The 20,822-nt window shown below is 67.2% G+C and carries 17 protein-coding genes; 10 read left to right on the forward strand and 7 right to left on the reverse strand.

All coding sequences use genetic code 11. The features are described from left to right. Positions 1–69: 69 nt before the first annotated feature. The gene (locus tag IEY28_RS10685) at positions 70–963 is read right to left on the reverse strand and encodes a bifunctional methylenetetrahydrofolate dehydrogenase/methenyltetrahydrofolate cyclohydrolase (RefSeq protein ID WP_188997197.1); all 894 of its coding nucleotides are present in this window, start codon (positions 961–963) and stop codon (positions 70–72) included. A 326-nt stretch (positions 964–1,289) separates the two neighbouring features. On the opposite strand from IEY28_RS10685, the gene IEY28_RS10690 reads away from it, so the two are divergent. Beyond that, on the forward strand, positions 1,290–2,795 hold the full coding sequence (locus tag IEY28_RS10690) for an anthranilate synthase component I family protein (RefSeq protein WP_188997199.1): 1,506 nt from the start codon (positions 1,290–1,292) through the stop codon (positions 2,793–2,795). Next, the gene (locus tag IEY28_RS10695; protein WP_188997202.1) at positions 2,792–3,364 is read left to right on the forward strand and encodes an anthranilate synthase component II; all 573 of its coding nucleotides are present in this window, start codon (positions 2,792–2,794) and stop codon (positions 3,362–3,364) included. The genes IEY28_RS10690 and IEY28_RS10695 overlap by 4 nt, the downstream gene beginning before the upstream one ends. A 15-nt stretch (positions 3,365–3,379) precedes the next feature. On the opposite strand, the gene IEY28_RS10700 is transcribed toward IEY28_RS10695, so the two are convergent. Together IEY28_RS10700 and IEY28_RS10705 are read right to left on the reverse strand one after the other, a co-directional pair. Continuing rightward, the gene (locus tag IEY28_RS10700; RefSeq protein ID WP_188997205.1) at positions 3,380–5,233 is read right to left on the reverse strand and encodes a BCCT family transporter; all 1,854 of its coding nucleotides are present in this window, start codon (positions 5,231–5,233) and stop codon (positions 3,380–3,382) included. A 180-nt stretch (positions 5,234–5,413) separates the two neighbouring features. Continuing rightward, positions 5,414–6,670: an NAD-binding protein gene (locus IEY28_RS10705; protein ID WP_188997207.1), complete on the reverse strand. Its 1,257-nt coding sequence runs from the start codon at positions 6,668–6,670 to the stop codon at positions 5,414–5,416. Positions 6,671–6,849: 179 nt separating this feature from the next. Here IEY28_RS10705 and IEY28_RS10710 point away from each other — a divergent pair, with 179 nt between their 5' ends. Continuing rightward, entirely contained in the window at positions 6,850–7,260 is a 411-nt protein-coding gene (locus IEY28_RS10710) for an EamA family transporter (RefSeq protein WP_166973673.1), read from the forward strand. 98 nt (positions 7,261–7,358) lie between these two features. Continuing rightward, a complete protein-coding gene (locus tag IEY28_RS10715) occupies positions 7,359–7,739 on the forward strand; it encodes a Rid family detoxifying hydrolase (RefSeq protein WP_188997210.1) in 381 nt (126 codons plus the stop codon). Between the two features lie 27 nt (positions 7,740–7,766). Here the strand turns inward: IEY28_RS10715 and IEY28_RS10720 are convergent, their stop codons facing one another. Then, entirely contained in the window at positions 7,767–8,039 is a 273-nt protein-coding gene (locus tag IEY28_RS10720) for a DUF8113 family protein (RefSeq protein WP_188997213.1), read from the reverse strand. A gap of 175 nt (positions 8,040–8,214) precedes the next feature. Between IEY28_RS10720 and IEY28_RS10725 the strand changes: the two genes are divergently transcribed. The 3 genes from IEY28_RS10725 (at position 8,215) to folE (ending at position 13,823) form a co-directional block, all read left to right on the forward strand. Further along, complete coding sequence (locus tag IEY28_RS10725; protein ID WP_188997218.1) at positions 8,215–9,738, forward strand: NADH-ubiquinone oxidoreductase-F iron-sulfur binding region domain-containing protein; 1,524 nt, start codon at positions 8,215–8,217, stop codon at positions 9,736–9,738. Next, positions 9,735–13,022: a formate dehydrogenase subunit alpha gene (gene fdhF, locus IEY28_RS10730; RefSeq protein WP_188997221.1), complete on the forward strand. Its 3,288-nt coding sequence runs from the start codon at positions 9,735–9,737 to the stop codon at positions 13,020–13,022. The genes IEY28_RS10725 and fdhF overlap by 4 nt, the downstream gene beginning before the upstream one ends. 159 nt (positions 13,023–13,181) lie before the next feature. Next, positions 13,182–13,823 carry a GTP cyclohydrolase I FolE gene (gene folE, locus IEY28_RS10735; protein WP_188997224.1) on the forward strand — a complete coding sequence of 214 codons (642 nt, stop codon included), beginning with the start codon at positions 13,182–13,184 and terminating at the stop codon, positions 13,821–13,823. 101 nt (positions 13,824–13,924) lie between these two features. Here the strand turns inward: folE and IEY28_RS10740 are convergent, their stop codons facing one another. Continuing rightward, entirely contained in the window at positions 13,925–15,652 is a 1,728-nt protein-coding gene (locus IEY28_RS10740) for a formate--tetrahydrofolate ligase (protein WP_188997228.1), read from the reverse strand. A gap of 152 nt (positions 15,653–15,804) precedes the next feature. After that, positions 15,805–17,004 carry an alanyl-tRNA editing protein gene (locus tag IEY28_RS10745; RefSeq protein WP_188997231.1) on the reverse strand — a complete coding sequence of 400 codons (1,200 nt, stop codon included), beginning with the start codon at positions 17,002–17,004 and terminating at the stop codon, positions 15,805–15,807. Positions 17,005–17,101: 97 nt separating this feature from the next. Here IEY28_RS10745 and folP point away from each other — a divergent pair, with 97 nt between their 5' ends. From folP to IEY28_RS10760, 3 genes are all read left to right on the forward strand, one after another. Further along, on the forward strand, positions 17,102–19,489 hold the full coding sequence (gene folP, locus IEY28_RS10750) for a dihydropteroate synthase (RefSeq protein ID WP_188997234.1): 2,388 nt from the start codon (positions 17,102–17,104) through the stop codon (positions 19,487–19,489). A gap of 88 nt (positions 19,490–19,577) precedes the next feature. Then, positions 19,578–20,168 carry a hypothetical protein gene (locus tag IEY28_RS10755; protein ID WP_188997238.1) on the forward strand — a complete coding sequence of 197 codons (591 nt, stop codon included), beginning with the start codon at positions 19,578–19,580 and terminating at the stop codon, positions 20,166–20,168. A 46-nt stretch (positions 20,169–20,214) separates the two neighbouring features. Then, on the forward strand, positions 20,215–20,442 hold the full coding sequence (locus tag IEY28_RS10760; protein WP_188997240.1) for a hypothetical protein: 228 nt from the start codon (positions 20,215–20,217) through the stop codon (positions 20,440–20,442). 64 nt (positions 20,443–20,506) lie between these two features. Here IEY28_RS10760 and IEY28_RS10765 read toward each other — a convergent pair whose 3' ends face one another. Then, complete coding sequence (locus IEY28_RS10765; protein ID WP_188997805.1) at positions 20,507–20,731, reverse strand: hypothetical protein; 225 nt, start codon at positions 20,729–20,731, stop codon at positions 20,507–20,509. Positions 20,732–20,822: the final 91 nt, after the last annotated feature.

Genomic DNA, 20,822 nt, shown 5'->3' on the forward strand with positions numbered 1-20,822 from the left:
GAACCTCGTCTTATCGGGTTCCTAACACGCCGAGGAAGCGGCTACGCGGGTCGCGAGCCATCCGCTCGGCTAGGGGAGTTCCACCGCGACGCCCGACTGGTGACTCGCCGCCTTGACGGTGTTGTACAGCAACATCGCGATGGTGAGCGGTCCGACGCCGCCGGGGACGGGCGTGATAGCGCCCGCCGTCTCCCGACAGCTCTCGAAGTCCACGTCACCGACCAGTTCGTACCCCTTCTCCGTGTCGGCCTCGACGCGGTTGATCCCCACGTCGATGACCGTCGCGCCCTCTTGAATCATGTCGCCGTCTATCATCTCGGGGACGCCGGCCGCCGCGACGAGGATGTCGGCGTTCCGGGTCTTCTCGGCGAGGTTCCGGGTCCGGGAGTGACAGACCGTCGTCGTCGCGTTGCCGCCCTCGCCGTACTGAACGAGGAGGTTCGCCATGGGCTTGCCCACGATGTCGGAGCGGCCGACGACGACGGCGTCTTTGCCCTCCGTCTCGATGCCCTCCGCGGCCAGTATCTTCTGGACGCCGTGAGGCGTACACGGCTTGAACCGTGCGTTCCCGGCGACCAACCGGCCGACGTTCTCGGGGTGGAAGCCGTCGACGTCCTTCCTCGGGTCGATGCGCGCTAACACCTCGCGTTTGTCGACGTGGTCCGGCACCGGCATCTGGACGAGGATACCGTGTACCGTCGGGTCCGCGTTCAGTTCGTCGATGCGGTCATACAACACCGCCGCTGGCTCGTCCGGGTCGATCTCGTGGTGGAAGCCGTCGATACCCGTCTCCTCGCAGGCCTGCTGTTTCATCGAGACGTACGTCTCACTGGCCCCGTCGTCGCTCATAAGCACCGTCGCGAGTCCCGGTCGGACGTCCGACGCCGCGAGCGTCTCTGTACACGCACTGACCTCGGCCCGAATCCGGTCCGCGATTTCGTTGCCGTCGATTATCGTAGTCATAGTGATGTCACTGTCGTGGGTGGCGACGCTCGGTCTCCGTGCGCCGCTGGAACGGGACGGGACCGACACCAGTCGACCCCTGACTGTGTGGCCACCGCACTCGCTCACCACCTCAGTCCCCGACGACATAACCGCGGATGGGGAATAGTCCGCCCGTTGAAATACCGTCGGATGTTCGTCGCGGAATCCACCCTATTGCGCTCCCAATCCGGAACCGTTTCGGCGGAATCCACCGTTCACGCAAGGTTTTTGTCGGGTCCAGTGCTTGGTGTTAGGCAACCACATCGAGGGCTGCATATCGGCCCTCGCGGAGGCTCTAGTACCAGATGAGTGATATACGAACCGTCACGGAGCGAGCAACGTTCGTCGAAACTGCCGCGTCGGCACCGGACGGTGCCCGCGTGCCCGTCGAAGTACGCATCACCGTCTCGGACCCGTTCGAGGCCTACCGCCGCGCCCGGACGGGCGAGGACGGCGTCTATCTCGAAACCACCGGTGGGCAGTCCGGATGGGGGTACTTCGCCGTCGACCCGGTCGAACTGGTAGAAGTCGGGGCAGACGCGACGCCGGACGGCGACACAAGCCCCAGTATCGAGGCCATCGACGCCGTGCTGGATCGTGAGACACTCGTGCGCGGAGAGTGTGACGTACCCTACCCCTGTGGGGCGTTCGGATGGCTCTCCTACGACGTGGCCCGCGAACTCGAAGACATCCCGGCGACGACGGTCACGGACGGCCTCCCCCGTCTCCAACTCGGCGTGTTCGACTGCGTCGCCGCGTGGGAGGAACCACACGACGGGGAGGTGACCCTCCGGGTGACCGCGTGTCCGGTGGTCGAGGACGACGCCGAGGCGGCCTACGACGCCGGACTGGAGCGGGCGACGACAGTCGCGGAGTCCGCACTCAACGGCGACCGCCACGTCCAGTCGCCCCCCACCGCGAGCCAGCAGGCCACCTTCGAGAGCGAGTGCGGTGAAGCGGCCTACGCCGACCGCGTCCGGACTATCAAACAGTACGTCCGCGACGGCGACACCTTCCAGACCAACGTCTCCCACCGACTGACGGCCCCGGCGGCGGTCCACCCCGTCGAGACGTTCGACGCCGTCCGGCGGGTGAACCCCGCGCCATATTCGGGACTACTCGAGTTCCCGGGCGTCGACCTCGTCAGTGCCAGCCCGGAACTGCTGCTGGACGTCGAGGGCGACCGACTGCTGACAGAACCCATCGCCGGCACGCGTTCCCGGGGTGACACGCCCGAGGAAGACGCCGATCTGGAGCGTGACCTCACGACCGACGAGAAGGAACGGGCCGAACACGCGATGCTCGTCGACCTCGAACGCAACGACCTCGGAAAGGTCAGCGAGTACGGCAGCGTCGACGTCGCGGAGTACCGCCGCGTCGACCGCTACTCGGAGGTGATGCACCTCGTCTCGCTGGTCGAGGGTCGGCGGCGCGACGACGTGAGCATCGCCGACGCCGTCGCCGCCGTCTTCCCGGGCGGCACCATCACCGGCGCGCCCAAACCACGGACGATGGAGATCATCGACGAGGTGGAGACGACCCGGCGCGGCCCGTACACGGGGAGCATCGGCGTCTTCGGCTTCGACGACCGGGCGACGCTCAACATCACCATCCGGACGCTGGTCCGCCACGAGGGCGAGTACCGCCTGCGCGTCGGCGGCGGCGTCGTCCACGACTCGGTGCCGGCCAAAGAGTATCAGGAGACGCTGGACAAGGCCCGTGCGCTCGTCAACGCCGTGGACGAAGCGCTCGGTGAACAGGGGTCGTTCGCCGTGGAGTCCACCGCCGACCCGATGGAGGGCGTCCGATGATACTCATCGTCGACAACTACGACTCCTTCGCGTACAACCTCGTCCAGTACGTCGGCGAGTTCGACGACGTGGAGGTCCGGCGCAACGACGCTATCGACGTCGCCGACATCCGCGACCTCGACCCGGACGGCATCGTCGTCTCGCCGGGCCCGGGGACGCCGGCCGACGCGGGCGTCTCTATCGACGTGTTCGCCGAGACCGCCTACCCGGCGCTCGGCGTCTGTCTCGGCCATCAGGCGCTGTGTGCGGCCCACGGGTCGCCCGTCGGTCACGCGCCCGAGGTGGTCCACGGCAAGCCCTCGGAGGTCAGACACGACCACACCGGTCTCTACGAGGGTGTCGACGACCCCTTCGAGGTCGGTCGCTATCACTCGCTGGCCGTCGAGGACGACGACCTGCCGGACGAACTCGTCGAGACGGCTCACACCGACGACGAGCAGAGCGTCGTGATGGGGGTCAAGCACGTCGACCGCCCGCACGTGGGCGTGCAGTTCCACCCCGAGAGCATCCTCACCGACGCCGGCAAGCGGATCGTCGAGAACTTCTGTACGAACGTCGCCGGCGTCTGAGTGAGGTCCGTCGGATCACTTCTCCTCGGGCGGGTCTACGTCGTGGTGCGTCTGAATCGACGGGAGTCGGTCGAGCCCCCGTCTGAGAACCGACGTGTGGCCTCGCTCGTGTCGGTACCACGTCAGCGTCAGGCCACCGACTGCGACCACCGAGATGACGGCGAACGGTCCGCCGGTGAGCACGGCGAGCGCCTGTAACGTCCCCGCACCGCCGACGAGCAGTACCGCCGTCGCCACCGCGCCCTGAAAGACGCCCCAGAAGACGACGCTGCCCGTCGAGGGGACCTGTCCCCGCCGGGTCGCGAGCAGCGAGACGACCAGCGTCGACGTGTCCGCGGAGGTCGTCATGAACACCACGATGAGCGCCAGGAACAGGAACGAGAGGAGGCGTCCGAGCGGTAGCGACGCGAACAGTGCGAACCCGGCGACGGCCTCCGAGGCACTACTGCCGGCAATCGCTCCGAGGATGTCCGCTCGCCCCGTCTGCTGGACGAACAGGGAGGTTCCACCCAACAGGAGGAACCAGACCGCCGTCGCGGCGGCGGTGGCGACGACGCTCGTGAACACGACGGTCCTGACGCGCCTGCCCCGGGAGAGCGCGGCGACGAACAGGCCGGCGAACGGCGCCCACGAGAACCACCACGACCAGTTCCAGACCGTCCAGTTGGCGACCCACTCACCGCCGATGTGGAGACTCAACGGGACGAAGTGGACGACGTAGCCACCCAGCGCCCGGGTACCCCGTTCGACGACGAACGCACGCGGGCCGACGGCGGCCAGTACGAGAGCGAACAGGCCAAAGAGCACGACGTTCAGCCCGGCGATGCGGCGGATGCCGCGGTGGATGCCGGTGACGGCCGAGAGGACGAAGACGGCCGTCAGGCCGCCGACGAACAGCAACGGCCCGGTCCCGCCCACGGTAACGTCCCACTGGAACGAGATACCCGCGAGGAACTGCTGGCTCACCAGCGCCACCGACGTCGCGATACCGCCGATGGTGGCGAACACGGCGAGGGTGTCGACGAGGCGACTCCACACCGAGTCGAGGCCCGAGACGCCGAGGAACGGGGCCAAAATGGTCGATACGCGCAGCGGTGCGCCGCGCTCGAACACGAAGTACGCGATTGGGACGCCGATGACCGCGTACGCGCTCCACGCCGAGACGCCCCAGTGAAACAGCGAGTAGACCAGTGCGTCGTTGCTAGCGGCTGTGGACCGTGGCGTGGCGCCGAAGTACGGCGGCGGGTCGCCGTAGTGAAACAGCGCCTCTGCTGGCCCCCAGAACACCAGTCCCGCCGCGATGCCGGCAGTGAAGACGAGCGTGAAGTACGTCGGGTATGTGTACGTCGGGTCCGTATCGTCCGGCCCGAGCGTGATGTCGCCCCACGGGCCGAGCAACAGAAACAGGCAGTAACAGACCGCGATGAAGACGGCGACGACGAACAGTGGGCCGCCGGTCCGCAGAATCGTGCCCGTTGCGGCGTCGACCGCCGCCGACGTCCGGTCCGGTAACGCGACCTGCAGGCCGAAAAACAGCACGAACACGACGACGGGCAGTCCCAGCGTCAGCGGGTCCTGTCCGGCGAGGAACGTCCGGATAGCGTCCCGCAGTCCGGTCTGTCTGATCTTCAGGAGGTAGCGGTCGGCCGACTGCGCGTCGTCCGGTCGATGGGGCAACACCGCGAGGTATCCGAGCCCGGAACTGAAAAACAGGAGTGCGAGTGCGAGCCACGCCGCACCGCTCACCGCCTCGCCGACGAACGCCGGAAAGAAAAAGCCCGAGAGGACGATGGCCCCCGAGACGACACACAACGGTGCGAGGACGCTCGCGACGACTCGCCCGATGCCGCCTTCCGCTGACGTGGCCATACACTGACAATCAGTCTCGGATCGGTTTATTAGTATCGTAGCCACCGACACGCTGTCGGGTCCGCGACGCGGTTCGGCACCGTGACACGCGGTCGGGTGTCGACTTGCTCACGGGACCGGTCGACGGCCCGACTCCCTCCCGCTGGTCCCGGTACCCACGCACGGGCCGGACGGGGGCACTCAGTTTCCGGCGTCCCCGCCGTCCGGGTCTGTGGACCGCTCGGGGCCGGCGTCGTCGGTCACGGACAGGGTCGTCACCTCGCCCAGTACCGATCGACCGAGGAGGCGGCCGCCGATGGTTCGAGGGTTGAGGACCTCGTCCGCACCGACCGAGTCGAACTTGTCGACGTGTTTCTCCTCCGTTGCGGCCGCGACGACGCGGACGTCCGGCGCGACGTTCTTGGCTGCGATGACGGCGAGGACGTCTCTCGCGTCGTCGTTGCTCCCGACGACGACTCCGCGGGCAGTGTCGACGCGGGCGTCCGAGAGGACGCTCTCGTCCGTCGGGTCCTCTGTGAGGACGCTCACCCCGTCGGTCTGGAGGGCGGCGGCCGTCTCGGCGTCGTCTGTCACGACTACGACGTCCGTCTCGTCTCGCAATTCGTTCAGTAGCGATTCCGTCACGTCGCCGTACCCGAGCACCACGACGTGGTCCTCGAGGAGTGTGAGTTCTGCGGCAGTCATGATTCCGAACGCTGTCGCCATCCGCGACTCGATGACCGGGACGATGAGTGCCCCCACCGCCACGGTGAACGCACCCGTACCGAACAGGATAACCGAGAGCGAGAACCACCGTGCCTGCACCGTCGTCGGCGTGATGTCGCCGTACCCGACCGTCGCGATAGTGACGATGACGTAGTACACCGCGTCGCTCCACGTATCGAGTTCGAGGAACTGGCCACGGAGCGTATAGGAGCCGACGACGCCGTAGAGGCCGACGCCGACCATCGCCGCTAGCGACGCTATCTGCAGCGGCGAGAGGTCGACAGGCTGATCGAAGGCGGCCCTGTTCCAGACCAGCGAGGGAACGGCGACGACGACGAGGACCAACAGCGGCACGTCCGTCGTCTGAAGCGTCGCAAGCGGCAGGAGCGCGAGGCCCGGCAGCGCGAGGACCGCCGCGCGCCAGGCGAGTCGCTTTCGCCGCTGTAACCCGACGGTGACGAGGCCGAGTACGAAGGCAAAGAGGACGCCCGAGAACCGTGCGAACCCGACCGGCACGGTCACGACTGCGGTGAGCGGACCGTCGAGAGCGAAGGTCGGTTGGCTGAGGTTCGACAGGCCGGTCACGAACGCGAGCAGCGTGATGGCGCCGGTCAGGACGACGGTGGGTCTGGCACCGGAGAACTGCTCCCACTCGACGAACGGCACCCGATCCGTCGGATAGAACACCTCTTCCAGCGCGGGTTCCCGGCGCTCGTCTGGCACGTCAACCATTACCAAGCTATTGACCGTCTCGACATAAAAATACCCGCGCAGTACCGCTGACGCTCCGGCACGAGATTCAATACCCCGGGGGGAGAACTGCCGACGATGCATCAGTGTGAGACGGGCGTGTTCGCGTGGACCGATCTCTTCGAGACCGACGTGTCGGGGCCTGAACCGGGTGATGCCGAATGAACCCGGCCGTTCTGTTCGGCCTCGGTACTATGATCGCGTGGGGGTTCTGGATAATCCTCGGCGACGTCGCCTCAAACAGCATCGACCCCGTGATGGCGGCATTCCTCTCCTACGCGACGGCCGCAGTGGTCTCCGGTGTCTACGTTGTCACCTCGGACGCCTCGCTAGCCGTCACTAATCGCGGATTGGTGTACTCCGGTGCGGCGGGTATCGCGGCCGCCATCGGCGTCGTGTCGACGTTCATCGGCGTCTCAGTCGGCTCTACGGCCGTCGTCTCGACCATCGGGGGCATGTACTTCATCACGGCGGCGGTCATCAGTACCGTCGCGCTGGGCGAACCGGTGTCGGCCCAGAAAGTCGCCGGCATCGGACTCGCGCTGACCGCTATCGTCGTCATCAATCAGTAACTGGCTCGCATCACACAACACATCACACCGTTGATGTGCTGTGGCGCCAGCGGGCCGCTCGACCGGGGTTTAAGAAACCGGCCCGGCTACGGGCGAGCGTGAAGCGCACAATCAGTACCGACGATGCGCCGGCGGCGGTCGGCGCGTACAGTCAGGCGACGACCAATGGCGACCTCCTCATCACGGCGGGGCAACTGCCCCTGACGACGGACGGCGAACTGCTGGACGACGAGTCCGTCGCCGACCAGACACGGCAGTGCATGGAGAACGTCGAGGCCATCCTCGAATCCGAGGGCCTCTCCATCGACGACCTGCTCAAGACGACGGTGTTCCTCGATGACATCGACGACTTCGACGAGTTCAACGAGGCGTACAGCGAGTTCTTCGACGAGGACCCGCCGGCCCGGAGCGCCGTCGGTGCGGGCGCCGTCCCGAAGGGCGCCGCCGTCGAGATAGAGGCCATCGCGACGACGACGTAACGTCCCTCTGCGAGCGGTCTCGCGCCGTCACCGCAGTTCCATGTTCTGGGCGCGTTCGGCGGCGAGGTCGGTTATCTCCGCGACGCTGCTGTCCGAGCGGTCCGCGAGCACGCGCACTAGCATGCCGAGCTGGACTGCGGCAGCCTCGCGGAGTTCTTCGGCCGATTCGGTGTCGTTGCCGAAGTAGTACTCGTGTCGGCCGTCTCCGTGGACGAGGCCGGCGTACACCGAGTGCAGGTCGTCCTCGGTGATGGCCGCCGCGGCGTCCGTCTTGACCGACTCGAATTGCGGGTTCGTCATCACCTCAGATACGGTGACAGAGGTCCCTAATCGCTTCGGTGGGCCGTGCGGTCCCGTCCGCCAACGTTTCGGCGAACGGACTCGTTGTGTCGGTGGTCGTCACCTGCGGGTCGTCGACGGACGACTGCCGGGCCGCGTATGGGATTTTTATCCTTCGGGCTCCTCGTGCGAGCCAATGACACGAGGTACAGGTGCCGTCGGCCGCTCACCCCTCGTCCGCGTGGCGACAGACGTCCGGACGGACGCGGGCGAGGCGGTCGTAACTGCGGCACAGAACTCCGCCGACTCGGTCCCGGTCGTCCGGACGGGGCCGACCGGCACCACGGCGTACGACCCGCTCGTCATGCTGACGAGTGCGGGCCAGACAGCACTGTTCGGCGACCCGTCGCCGTCGCTCGTCCGGGACCTCGTCGCGACGCTCGAAGACGGGGACCTCCCGACCGACGGGGCGACGGCCGTCGTCGGCCACGACCCGGAGACGCCGACGCTCCCGATACCGGACGCGGGGCCGCTCTCGGTCGGCCGACGGACCGTCCTCGGTCCCTGTGGCTGGGCCGACCCGCTCGAACCGGACGACTGGTCGTTCGTCTCACCCGACCGGACCGCGGAGGCGGCGACAGCGTTCGGGATTCTCGGCCGCGGCCGCGGCGACGCGGCGGCCGACGACCCGGTGACCGACGTGTGGGAGACCGCACGCGAGGCCGACGGCGACCCGGTGGTCGTCGTCAACGCCAACGACGCGAGCGACCTGCCGCGGGCCGACGAGACGCTCCTCACCGCCGCGCCGTTCGCCGTCCTCGACGGGCTTGCGGCGGTGGCCGAGTACGTCGGCACCGAGGACGCCGTCGTCTACCTGAACGAGGCTGACTCCCCGCTACACCGGCATCTGCAACGGGCCGTCGACGCCGCCGCGGAAGCGCTTCCGGTCGTCCCCCAACTGGTGGCCGGTCCCGACGAGTATCGGGCGGGCGAACCGACGGCGGCGCTCGAAGCGCTAGAGGGCGCGGACCGCATCGAACCGCGGCTCCAGCCGCCGACGCCGGCCGAACGCGGGCTCTACGGCCGACCGACGGTGATTCACACGCCCCGGACCGTCGCGCAGATTCGACAGGCTATCCAGGCCCCAGCGACGATGGACACCGACGCCGCCGACCCCGGGACCCGACTCGTCACCGTCACCGGCGACGTGGCGAACCCGGCGACCGTCGAACTGGGGTCGGGCGGGAGCCTCACCACGGTACGGGAGGTAGTCGAGATGGACGGCGCGTTCAAGATGGCCTGCGTCGGCGGCGTTCTGGGCGGTATCACCCGTGACCTCGACGTTGCCCCGACCGCACAGTCCTTGCGCGCCGCCGGTCTCGGCACGGACGGCGTCGTGGAACTGCTCGCCGACGACCGCTGTGCGCTGGCGACCGTCGGCGAGCGAGCGCGGTTCGCCGCCACGGAGAACAGCGGTCGGTGCGTCCCCGGTCGCGAGGGGACCAAACAACTCGCCGAACTCCTGCGCGAGGTGTACGACGGATCGTTCGACACCGAGAAGATACGCGAACTGGGGCGGGTGATGCGCCGGTCCAGCAACTGTCAGGTCGGCGCGCACGCGCCCCGGCCCGTGACCACCGCCATCGAGGAGTTCGAACCGGAGATTCGCGCACACGCAGACGGCCACTGTCCGGCCGGCACCTGTACGGAGCAACTATGAGTACCGACGAGACACTCCCCGGCGTTCCCGACCTCACCGATCCGCGATCGGAGACGCCGGTCACGGCCGAGTTCGAGACAGGCACCGCCAACGACCCCGACGTGGGGACCATCGGCGACGCACCGACGACCGTCACCGTCGACGGCGAACCCGTCACCGTCCCGCCCGGGTCGACGCTCGTCGACGCCATGGAAGCGGCGAGTGGCGTCTCGGTCGACCCCGGCGCCGACGGCTTAGAGGACGCGGACGTCCCCGCGCTCTGTTACTACGACCGCGAGGGTGACTGCAGCGACGAGGTCGGCCCTCGTAGCGAATGCCGCACCTGCATGGTCGAGACGGACGCCCACGGCCTCGTCCCCTCCTGTTCGCACCCTGCCGAGGACGGCCTCGACGTGCGAACCGACACCCCGGACGCCGAGGAAGCGCGAAGCGTCAACCTCGATCTGGTCCTCTCGAACCACAACCTGCGGTGTACGACCTGCAACGGCAACGGCCGCTGTGAACTGCAGGACGCCGCCATCAGCGAGGGCGTCGACCACCCGCGCTACGGCGTCTTCGACGAGCGAGACGAGTACGAACCTATCGACGACACGTCGTCGTTCATCCAGATAGACCGCAACAAGTGCATCCTCTGTAACCGGTGTGTCGACGCCTGTAACGACGTACAGGTCGAGGGCGTCCTCCGAATCGAGGGTCACGGCGAGGACACCCGCATCGGCTTCCAATCGGACGCCGAGACGATGGGCGATTCGGAGTGTGTCTCCTGCGGGCACTGTGCCACCGTCTGCCCGACCGGGTCGCTCACCGAGAAGGGTATCGGCGGGGCTGCGACGCTCCCGCTCCCCGGATTCACCCAACGGAACTCCGTCGGGAAGGTCATCGAACACGAGGACGTCGAGACCATCGACGACACGACGGCACCGAACCGCACCTTCGGGGCCGCCGAACCGCTCGTCGGCGACGAGAAAGGGCTGGCCAAGTTCGTCTCGAAGGCCAAGCGCAACGCGGGTGACCTCGCCAAGCAGTTCGGGAACGAGGCGTTCCTCGCGGCGGAACACACCGCCGAGAGCATCGCCGCGAACACGCTCCCGGAGGGCCGCCTGTTCGACGTGGCCAGCATGGTGAGCAAGTACCGCCTCGGAAAGATAGACAAGCAGGAGACGACCTGCGGGTTCTGTGCCGTCGGCTGCCGGTTCGAGATGTGGGGCAAAGACGGCGACTCGCTGGGGGTCGTCCCCGTCGACGACCCCGATACGGCGCCGGCTAACAACTTCTCGACCTGTGTGAAAGGGAAGTTCGGCCACGAGTTCGCCAACAGCGAGAAGCGCGTGACTGAACCGATGGTCCGCAACGACGACGGCGAGTTCGAAGCCGTCGAGTGGGACGAGGCTCTAGACTACGTCGCCGACCGACTCTCACAGATACAGGACGAGCACGGTATCGACGCGCTCGGCTGTCTCGCCTCCTCGAAGGGGAGCAACGAAGAAGCGTACCTCGTCCAGAAGTTCGCCCGACAGGTGCTGGGCACGAAGAACGTCGACAACTGCGCCCGCCTCTGTCACTCCTCGACCGTGGCGGCGCTCCAACAGACGGTCGGCTACGGCGCGATGACCAACCGCATCAACGAGGACATCGGCGAGGCCGACGCCTACCTCATCAGCGGGTCCAATACGACGGAATCGCACCCGGTGCTGGCGACGCGTATCAAACAGAACGTCCGCGACGGCGCGGACCTCGTCGTGTTCGACCCCCGAAAAGTCGGCATCGCCGAGCACGCCGACCAGTACACCCGCACCAACCCGGGGTACGACGTGGCGTGGCTCAACGGCCTGATGCGCTACATCATCGAGAACGACTTACAGGATACGGCGTTCATCGAGCGCAACACGAAGAACTTCGAGGACCTAAAGGAGAAGGTGCAGGCGTTCACGCCGGAGACAGTCGAGGAGTTGGCCGGGGTCTCTCCGGACGAACTCGCCTCGGCCGCCGAGACGCTGGCCGAGGCCGACACCGTCGTCTTCGGCTGGGCGATGGGGATGACCCAGCAGTCCCACGGCACCGAGAACCTGCTGGCGATGGCCGACCTCGCGCTGTTGCTCGGCCAACTCGGCAAGCCCGGTGCGGGCCTCTCGCCGTTCCGGGGCCAGAACAACGTGCAGGGCGGCGGCGGCGACATGGGGACTCTCCCCGGGAGTCTCCCGGGGTATCAGGACCCCGCTGACGACGAGGTGGGCGAGAAGTTCGCCGAGGCGTGGGGCGAGCGCCCGCCCGAGGAACCCGGGCTGAAAGTACCGGAGATGCTGGCCGAAGCCCACGAGGGCAACCTCCGTGGGATGTACGTGGTCGGGGAGAACCCGGCGCTGTCGGAACCGGACATCCAGCACGCCGCCGAGGCGCTCGAAGACTTGGAGTTCCTCGTCGTGCAGGACATCTTCATGACCGAAACCGCGGAGTACGCCGACGTGGTTCTGCCGGCCGCGACGTCACCGGAGAAACACGGCACGTTCACGAACACGGAGCGGCGCGTCCAGCGGGTGCGCCCGACGGCGGAGCCACCGGGCGAGGCCCGGCAGGACTGGGAGATCACGCAGGCGCTGGCGAACCGACTGGGATACGACTGGGACTACGACCACCCGCGCGAGGTGATGGACGAAATCAACTCGCTCGTGCCCATCTACGGCGGGGTCACCTACGACCGACTCGAATCCGGCGAGGAACACGGCCTCCAGTGGCCCTGCTGGGACGAGGACCACCTAGGGACGCCGTACCTCTACGACTACGAGGAGGGGAACTTCAACCACGACGACGGCCTCGCCCGGTTCGTCCCCGCGGACGGCGGCCATCCCGGCGAGTTGCCGGACGAGGAGTTCCCGCTGACGCTCACCTCGGGGCGCGTGCTGTACCACTGGCACACGGGCCAGATTACGCGGCGCGTCGAGGGGCTGATGAGCCACGTCGGCGAGAGCTTCGTGGAGATTCACCCCGACACCGCCGAGCAGTTGGGCGTCGCCGACGGCGAGTACGTCCGGGTGGAGTCCCGCCGTGGGTCCATCGTCGTCAAAGCGCAGGTCACCGACCGAGTGGGGCCGGGGACGCTGTTCATCCCGATGCACTTCGCGGCCGGCGCGGTGAACAAACTCACGGGCGAGACGTTCGACCCGACCGCGGGCATCCCCGAGTACAAGGTATCGAGCGTGCGTCTGGAACCGCTCGGTCCCGAGACGGACGAGACGGTGCTGCGGACGCCGGACGCCGGCGCCGGGAGCGTCGCCGGCGACGACTGAGGCCGACTCGCTCCCGAAACTCTACCGTTCCGTATCTCGACAGTTCACTCTGAGTTACGTATTTTTCACAGCGTTAACGCTGTTACGCACACCGGTCGAACGGCGGTTCGGCCCCGCTCGACAGTAGTTTTATACGCTGGATTCCGTTTGTCCGACGTAATGGATTCGCAGGAACAGCAGGCCGAGTTCCAGTACGACACTGGCGGCGAGACGACCGGTCCGATGGCCGGGTTCGACGAACAGAAGGCCCGAGAGGGCGCACGACTGCTTCTGGAAGCGGTCGGGCGGAACCCCGACGAGGCAGGTGTCTACGATACGTGGTACCGCCGCGTCCCAGCGATGCTGGAGACGCTCACCGAGGGGACGAGACACGAGGAGAAGCCAGTTATGCGAACGTTCGAGGCCGAGACGGACAGCCTCGTCGTCAAGACGAGCATTCCACTGCACAGCATGTGCGAACACCACCTGCTGCCGTTCGACGGCGTGGCCCACGTCGCGTACCGACCGGACGAGGAGATGGTCGGCCTCTCGAAGCTCATCCGCTACGTCCGGTGGCAGTCCCGACAACTGACCACACAGGAGGCGCTGACCCACGACATCGCGACGGGGCTGGCCGAAGAACTGAACGCCGGCGGCGTGACCGTCGAGGTCACGGCGACGCACATGTGCGAGGTGATGCGCGGCGTCGAGACGGCGACGGAGACGACGACCAGAGCGGAGGCCGGGTCGCTCACCGACGCCGACCGCGAGCAGTTCCGCGAGTCGGTGCGGCGACACTCCGCGTCGGCAGCGACTCGCTGAGGCGCCCGGCCGACGGCTACGTATTTTGAGACAGTCTACGAACGAAAACGGGAACGAACAGCGGCGCAGGAAACGGCTCGGACAGCGTGAGGCTCGCCTGCTCAGAACAGGCCGGTGATGTTGCCGTCCTCGTCGATGTCCATGTCGGCGGCGGCGGGACGCTGTGGGAGTCCCGGCATCGTCAGCGCGTCGGCGGTCAGCGCGACGATGAAGCCGGCACCGGCCGACGGGTACACCTCGCTGATCTCCAGTTCCCAGCCCTCCGGCGCGCCCTTCTTGCTTGCGTCGTCGCTGAACGAGTGGAACGTCTTCGACATACAGACCGGCACGTCGTCGAAGCCGAGGTCCTGCATGCGGTCGATGTCGTCCAGCGCGCCCCCGGTGAACTTCACGCCGTCGGCACCGTAGATTTCGGTGGCGACGGTCTCTATCTTCTCCTTGATGGGGGCCTCCTCGTCGTATAGGTACTCGAACTCGTCCTCGTCGCTCTCCTCGACGGCGCTGATGACGTGGTTACCGAGGTCCTCACCGCCCTCGCTGCCCTTCTCGAACACTTCGGATTCGGCCACTCGCACGCCGAGGTCGTTCTCGCAGTGGTCGAGCACTGCCTGTACCTCTTCCTCGGTGTCGTCGGGGAAGCGGTTGAGCGCGACGACGACCGGGACGCCGAACTGCTGGAGGTTCGAGACGTGCTTGTCGAGGTTCTCGAAGCCCCTCTCGACGGCGTCGACGCCGGACTCGTCGATCTCGTCGAAGTCGACCGGCCACTGGTCCAGTCCGTGGTACTGGAGCGCACGGATCGAGGAGACCAGCACGACGGCGTTCGGCGTCATATCTCCCAGACGACAGACGATGTTCATGAACTTCTCGGCGCCGAGGTCCGACCCGAACCCGGCCTCGGTGACGAGGTAGTCACCCATGCCGAACGCGGCCTTGTCGGCGATGAGCGAGTTCGTCCCGTGGGCGATGTTCGCGAACGGGCCGCCGTGGACGAACGCGGGCGTCCCCTCGATAGTCTGGACGACGTTGGGCTTGATGGCGTCTCGGAGGAGCATCGTGACCGGCCCCGTCGCCTCGATGTCGTCGACCGTGATGGTCTCGCCGTCCTCGCCGTAGGCGACGATGATGCGCGAGATGCGCTCCTTGAGGTCTTCGAGGTCGCTGGCGAGACAGAGGACGGCCATCAGTTCGGAGGCCGCCGTCAGTTTGAACCCGTCTTCCCGCGGGGTCCCGCCGCTCTCGCCGCCCAGTCCGACGACCGTCTCGCGGAGCGCGCGGTCGTTCATGTCCAGCGCGCGCTTCCACGCGACGTCGTTGACGTTGATGTCGAGGTCGTTACCCTGCGAGAGGCGGGCGTCGAGCATCGCCGCGATGAGGTTGTGGGCCGCCGTCAGCGCGTGCAGGTCGCCCGTGAAGTGGAGGTTGATGTCCTCCATCGGAAGGACCTGCGACCGGCCGCCGCCGGCCGCGCCGCCCTTGACGCCGAACACCGGGCCGAGCGACGGTTCGCGGATGGCGATCATCGCGTCCTCGCCCAGATGGTTGAGCGTCTGGCCCAGACCGACTGTCGTGACGGTCTTCCCCTCGCCCTTCGGCGTCGGCGTCATCCCCGTTACCAGCACGAGGTTCTGCTCGTTGTCCTCCGCTCGTTCGCGAAGACGGTCGATGGCGTGATGTTTGACCTTCGCGGTGTACTCCCCGAAGTACTGGAGGTCGTCGAGACCGAGGCCCCACGGCTCGACGAGTTCCCAGATGGGTTCCATGTCTGTCGACTGTGCGATGTCGTAGTCCGTCGGAATCGGGTCCTGTGGGTCGTCGTCTAGAGACATCTCACCCGGACGTTCCCCGCACCGCCGTAATAATGTTAGTGTAGCTGACAAGTGGGGGATAGGATGTGTTCGCGTCCACCGCGTTCACTCGTCGTGTCCGCCAGCCGACGTGACGAGGTTCCGGCCCGCCGTACTCGTCGCTGGACCCCGCGTTACTCGCCGCGCAGATGCTCGACGACCGTCTCGGGGTCGGCGCCGAGGCCGCCGCCCTGTGCGAGCGTCGGTTGGCCGCCGCCGCCTCCGCCGAACTCGCCCGTCACGTCGTCGATAACGTCGTTCGCGTCCGTCTCGCCGTCCGTGCCGACGACGACGAACGTCGCCCCGTCTCGTCCGACGAGGACGACCACGTCCGCTACGTCGTCGTCCAGCGCTCCCACGCGGTCGGCGACGGTGTTGGGACCGACGCCGTCGACGGTGCCGACCAACCACGCCGCTCCGCCTCTGGCCGTCGTGTCGGCCGCCAGCGACGAGATGCGCGCGTCCAGCAGGCGCTCGCGGAGATCCTCGCTGTCGGCCTGTAGCGACTTCTTCTCCTCCAACAGCCCCTGTGCCCGCCGTCCGAGATCCTCGACGCTCGTATCGAGCGTGTCCGCGGCGCGGGACGCGCTCCGTCGTCGGTCTATCTGGCGCTGTATCGCCGACGGCCCGACGGCGTACTCGACGCGGACGAGGTCTGCGCCCGGGTTCGAGACGTCGACGACCTCGATGGGTCCGATCTCGTTCGTGTTCCGAACGTGCGTGCCACCACAGGCCGAGACGTCCCAGCCGTCGATCTCGACGATGCGGACGCCGTCCGCCGGGTCGGCGTCGCCGAGGTTGAACACGATGTCGTCGTCCGCGTGTGCCTCCTCGACGTCCATCTCGTACCACTCCACCGACCGACTGTCCCAGACGGCCTCGTTGGCCATGCGCTGGAACGTGAGGGCGTTCACCTCGTCGGCGTCCGCGTCGGCGTCGAAGTCGAGGCGGACGGTGTCCTCACCGATGTCGAACCCGCCGTAGCCGTGACTGTCGAACAGTTGCCGGCCGACGCCGTAGACCACGTGACTCGCGGTGTGGGCCCGCATGCTGTACGTCCGGAACTGCTCGTCTATCTCGCCGCTTGTCGTCTCGCCGACTTCGATTTCGGGTGTCTCAGCGAGTGTATGGACCGTTTCACCGTCGCGTTGCTGGACGTCGACGACGTCGACGCCGGCGAGTGTGCCCTCGTCGGCCGGTTGGCCACCCCCTTCGGCGTAGAAGTACGTCTGGTTCAGCGTCACGTCGCGGCCGTCGACGGAACGGACTGTCGCGTCGAACGACGTCACGTATGGCTGGTCGCTGGCGAGGTTGGCTGTCGCTTCCACGGTCATGCCCGTCGCCTCGCGGGCCGTGCCAATAAATCACGTGTTCGAGGCCGCTCCGTCGGACGGCGATAGCTTAATCAGTCCGAAGCCGACCATATGTGCTATGGAGTACCACGAGTCAGCCGACTACCTGCAGTCACTACAGCGCCGTCGGCCCAAACTCGGGACGGAGACGACGGCGCGGATGCTCTCGCACCTCGGGACGCCGCAGGCGTCCCTCGACTGCGTCCAGATTGCCGGGTCGAACGGCAAGGGTAGCACGGCCCGGATGCTGGAGAGCGTCCTCCGAACTGCCGGTCTGGACGTAGGGCTGTTCACGTCGCCGGCCCTGAACGACTTTCGCGAGCAAGTGACGGTCAACGGCCGCAAGGTCCCCAAAGCGCGGGTCACGGAGTTCGTCGAGCGAATCGACCCCTGTATCGAGCGGTTGCGAGCGGACGACGACATGCCCACGCACTTCGAAGTCCTCACCGCCCTCGCGCTGTACCACTTCGGCGCCGAGGACGTGGACGTCGCCGTCCTCGAAGTCGGCATCGGCGGCCGGTACGACGCGACCAGCGCCGTCGACCCGGTCGCGAGCGCCGTCACGAGCGTCAGTTTGGAACACACCGACCTGCTCGGTGACACCGTCGAGGAGATCGCTCGCGACAAGGCACAGGTCGCGCCCGCGGACGCACCGCTGGTAACCGGTGCCGACGGTGCGGCGCTCGACGCCATTCGGACGGAGTCGGACGTGATACAGGTCGGCGGAGACGAGGCCGACGTTTCTGCCGTCGAGGACGGGATGTCTTCCGCCGTCGAGAATCACGTCTCGATAACCGGGTCGGAGTGGGCCGTCGAGACGAACCTCAAACTGTTAGGCCAGCATCAGGCGACGAACGCGGGCGTCGCCGCGACGCTCGCGAGACAGGTCGCGTCGGTAACCGAACGGACGATAGCACACGGGTTGCGAAAGGCGACGTGGCCCGGCCGGTTCGAAGTCCGCTCGACGGAACCGCTGGTCGTCCTCGACGGGTCGCACAATCCCGGCGCAGTAGCGACGCTCTCCGACTTGCTCTCGCGATACGACTACGACGACCTACACCTCGTCTTCGCGGCGATGGGTGGGAAGGACATCGACGGTATGGTCGCCGAACTACCGCGGGTCGACACTGCGTACGCGACACGGCCGGATGTCGACCGCGCGGCGACTGTCGAGACGCTCGCCGACGCCCTCGACGGTCACGCCGAGACCGTCCAGCGTATCGAGCCCGTCCCCGAGGCGACGGAGCGAGCGCTAGCCGCCGCCGACGAGTCCGACTGTGTCCTCGTCGCCGGGTCACTGTACGCCGTCGCGGAGGCACGGGACCGCTGGACGCGGAGCGTGGTCCCCAAAGACGCCGGGGCGTCGAGTTCGGTGACGCCGACGGCCAGAGCCGACGGAGGGACGACCGCCGACGGCGTCGACAGTCGCGTGCTCTCGACGACACTTCGACCCGAACAGGCGGCGGTAGTCGACGAGCGCCTAGCGGCCATCGGCGGCACGTGTGTACACACCGAACGCGAAGCGCCAGAGAAACTGGTCTCGACGACCCTCTCGGGGACACCCGCGCAACTGCGTACCCTCACGAGCGCCCTCGAAGACGCGGGTCACGGCCTCGGCCGTCTCGCCGAGCAACTCCAGACGGTGCTGGACGGACCACCGTCGGCCGAGGCGGTCGATACCGAGGGGACGGCGGTGATGGGTATCCTGAACGTCACGCCCGATAGCTTCCACGACGGCGGCGAGTACAACCGTCTCGACGCGGCGGTCGAGCGCGCCGAGGAGATGGTCGGCGCGGGCGCGGACATCGTCGACGTCGGTGGGGAGAGTACTCGTCCCGGCGCCGACCCGGTCTCCGTGAGCGAGGAAATCGACCGGGTGGTCCCGATAATCGAGGCGCTCTCGTCGCTAGAGGTACCCATCTCTGTCGACACCCGGAAAGCCGCCGTCGCGGACGCCGCACTGGCCGCCGGTGCCGACATCGTCAACGACGTGTCGGGACTGTCGGACCCCGAGATGCGGTTCGTCGTCGCCGACCACGGCGCCTCGCTGATCCTCATGCACAGCCTCTCGGCACCCGTCGACCCGGACCGGACGACGACGTACGACGACGTGGTCACAGACGTCGTTTCCGACCTCCGCGAGCAGGTGTTGCTCGCCGAACAGGCGGGTATCGACCGGGAGCAGATTATCGTCGACCCGGGTTGTGGGTTCGGCAAGGACGCGGCCGAGTCGTTCGCGCTGGTCGACCGCCTCGCGGAGCTACGAGCGCTCGGCTGTCCCGTGATGGTCGGCCACTCCCGGAAGTCGATGTTCGAGCGAGTCGGCTGTCGGAGCGGGGACCGTCTCCCGCCGACCATCGCCGTAACGACCATGGCGGCCGAACGGAGCGCCGACGTGGTTCGGGTCCACGACGTCAGCGAGAACGCGGCGGCGGTGCGAACGGTTTCGGAAGCGGACGACGTGTAACCGACCCACCGTGGCGACGGAGACACGGCTACCGCAGCGGACGATGCCGACCGACAGTTTTTCACATCCCGTCGAGAAACTGCGTAGCATGCTAGCAGCAGACGTGGCAGTCGTCGCGGCGGCGGTTCTCGGGCCGTTCTCGACGCTCTCCCTGCAGGCGTTCGACCCGACGACGGTCACCGACGCATCCCCGACGTTTCGGGCCGCGGCGTCGTTCTTCCTGACGGTGCTGTTCGGCGGCGCCGTCATCTATCGGGACGGCGGCCGCATCGAGGCGGCCGTCGAGTCGTCGCGTCGACGGCCGCTCGTCGCCGCCCTGTACGGCTTGATGGCCTTCGGTGTCGTCACGTTCTTCGTGGCGTACGCGCTCAGCCAACTCGCGAACCTCGGCGTCGGCGCGACGGCAGTGGGCGTCATCGGTACCGTCGTCCTCGGTGTCGCCGTACTCACGCTGGGCGGTTTCGGCTTCGCCGTCGTCGGCGTCTGGGTGACCGAGGCCGTCGGCGGGCGAGACCCGTGGATCGGGCTGGTCGGCGTCGGCGCCGTCAGCGCCATCGCGTGGTTTGTCCTGCCAGTCGTGGTGAGCCTCGTGGTGTGGCTTGCCATCGCTGCCGTCGGCATCGGCGGGTCCGCACGAGAGTGGGTCCACGGCAGTGCCCGCCCCGCGAAATCCGCATAGCGTCGGTCTGCCAACGCACAAACGTGTGCGGTCCATAGCGGTCAGCATGGAACCGCTTCAGCTACCGTTCGATTCGGGATTCGTCGAGATAGCGGCTCAACTCGTCGGGGCTGTCGGCGCTCTCGTCCTGCTCCTGTTGCTGGTCGCCTTCGGTGGGTTCGCCTACAAGAGCCTCGCTGGCGACGGCATCCGCTGGCCCGACGAGACGGAGGAGGCCGAAGAGGAGGACGGCGTCACGCGAGGGTCCGACGAAGACGACTGGAAGTTCTATTGAGGGCCCTCATACTGGTGGCTGTAAGTTCGTAACGATATTCGCCACCCCGGGGTGGCGAAGTACTTCAGTTTGTTACAGCCACCAGTATCAGTCGCCCTCGGCGCTCGCCGTCGAGCGGAGCGCTGATACCCCCGCCGACGATGAGCAGGGACGGACCGCCCATCAGACCGCCCCAGATGACCCGATTGACCGTCGAGGGGTGTTGCTTGCCGCCGGTCGCGAGCATGCCCAGCGCGAGTGTCGAGGAGTTTCGGGGCCCGGTGGTCGATCCTGCGACGATATACGACACCCGTTCAACTGTGGCTGGTCGATCGTGGGATGTCACACTGTCGCTGTTTTATTCTCGCGTTGCAATGACTGCGTACAGAACTCTCGGTGTC

The organism is Haloarcula pellucida (assembly GCF_014647235.1).
GTDB lineage: Archaea > Halobacteriota > Halobacteria > Halobacteriales > Haloarculaceae > Haloarcula > Haloarcula pellucida.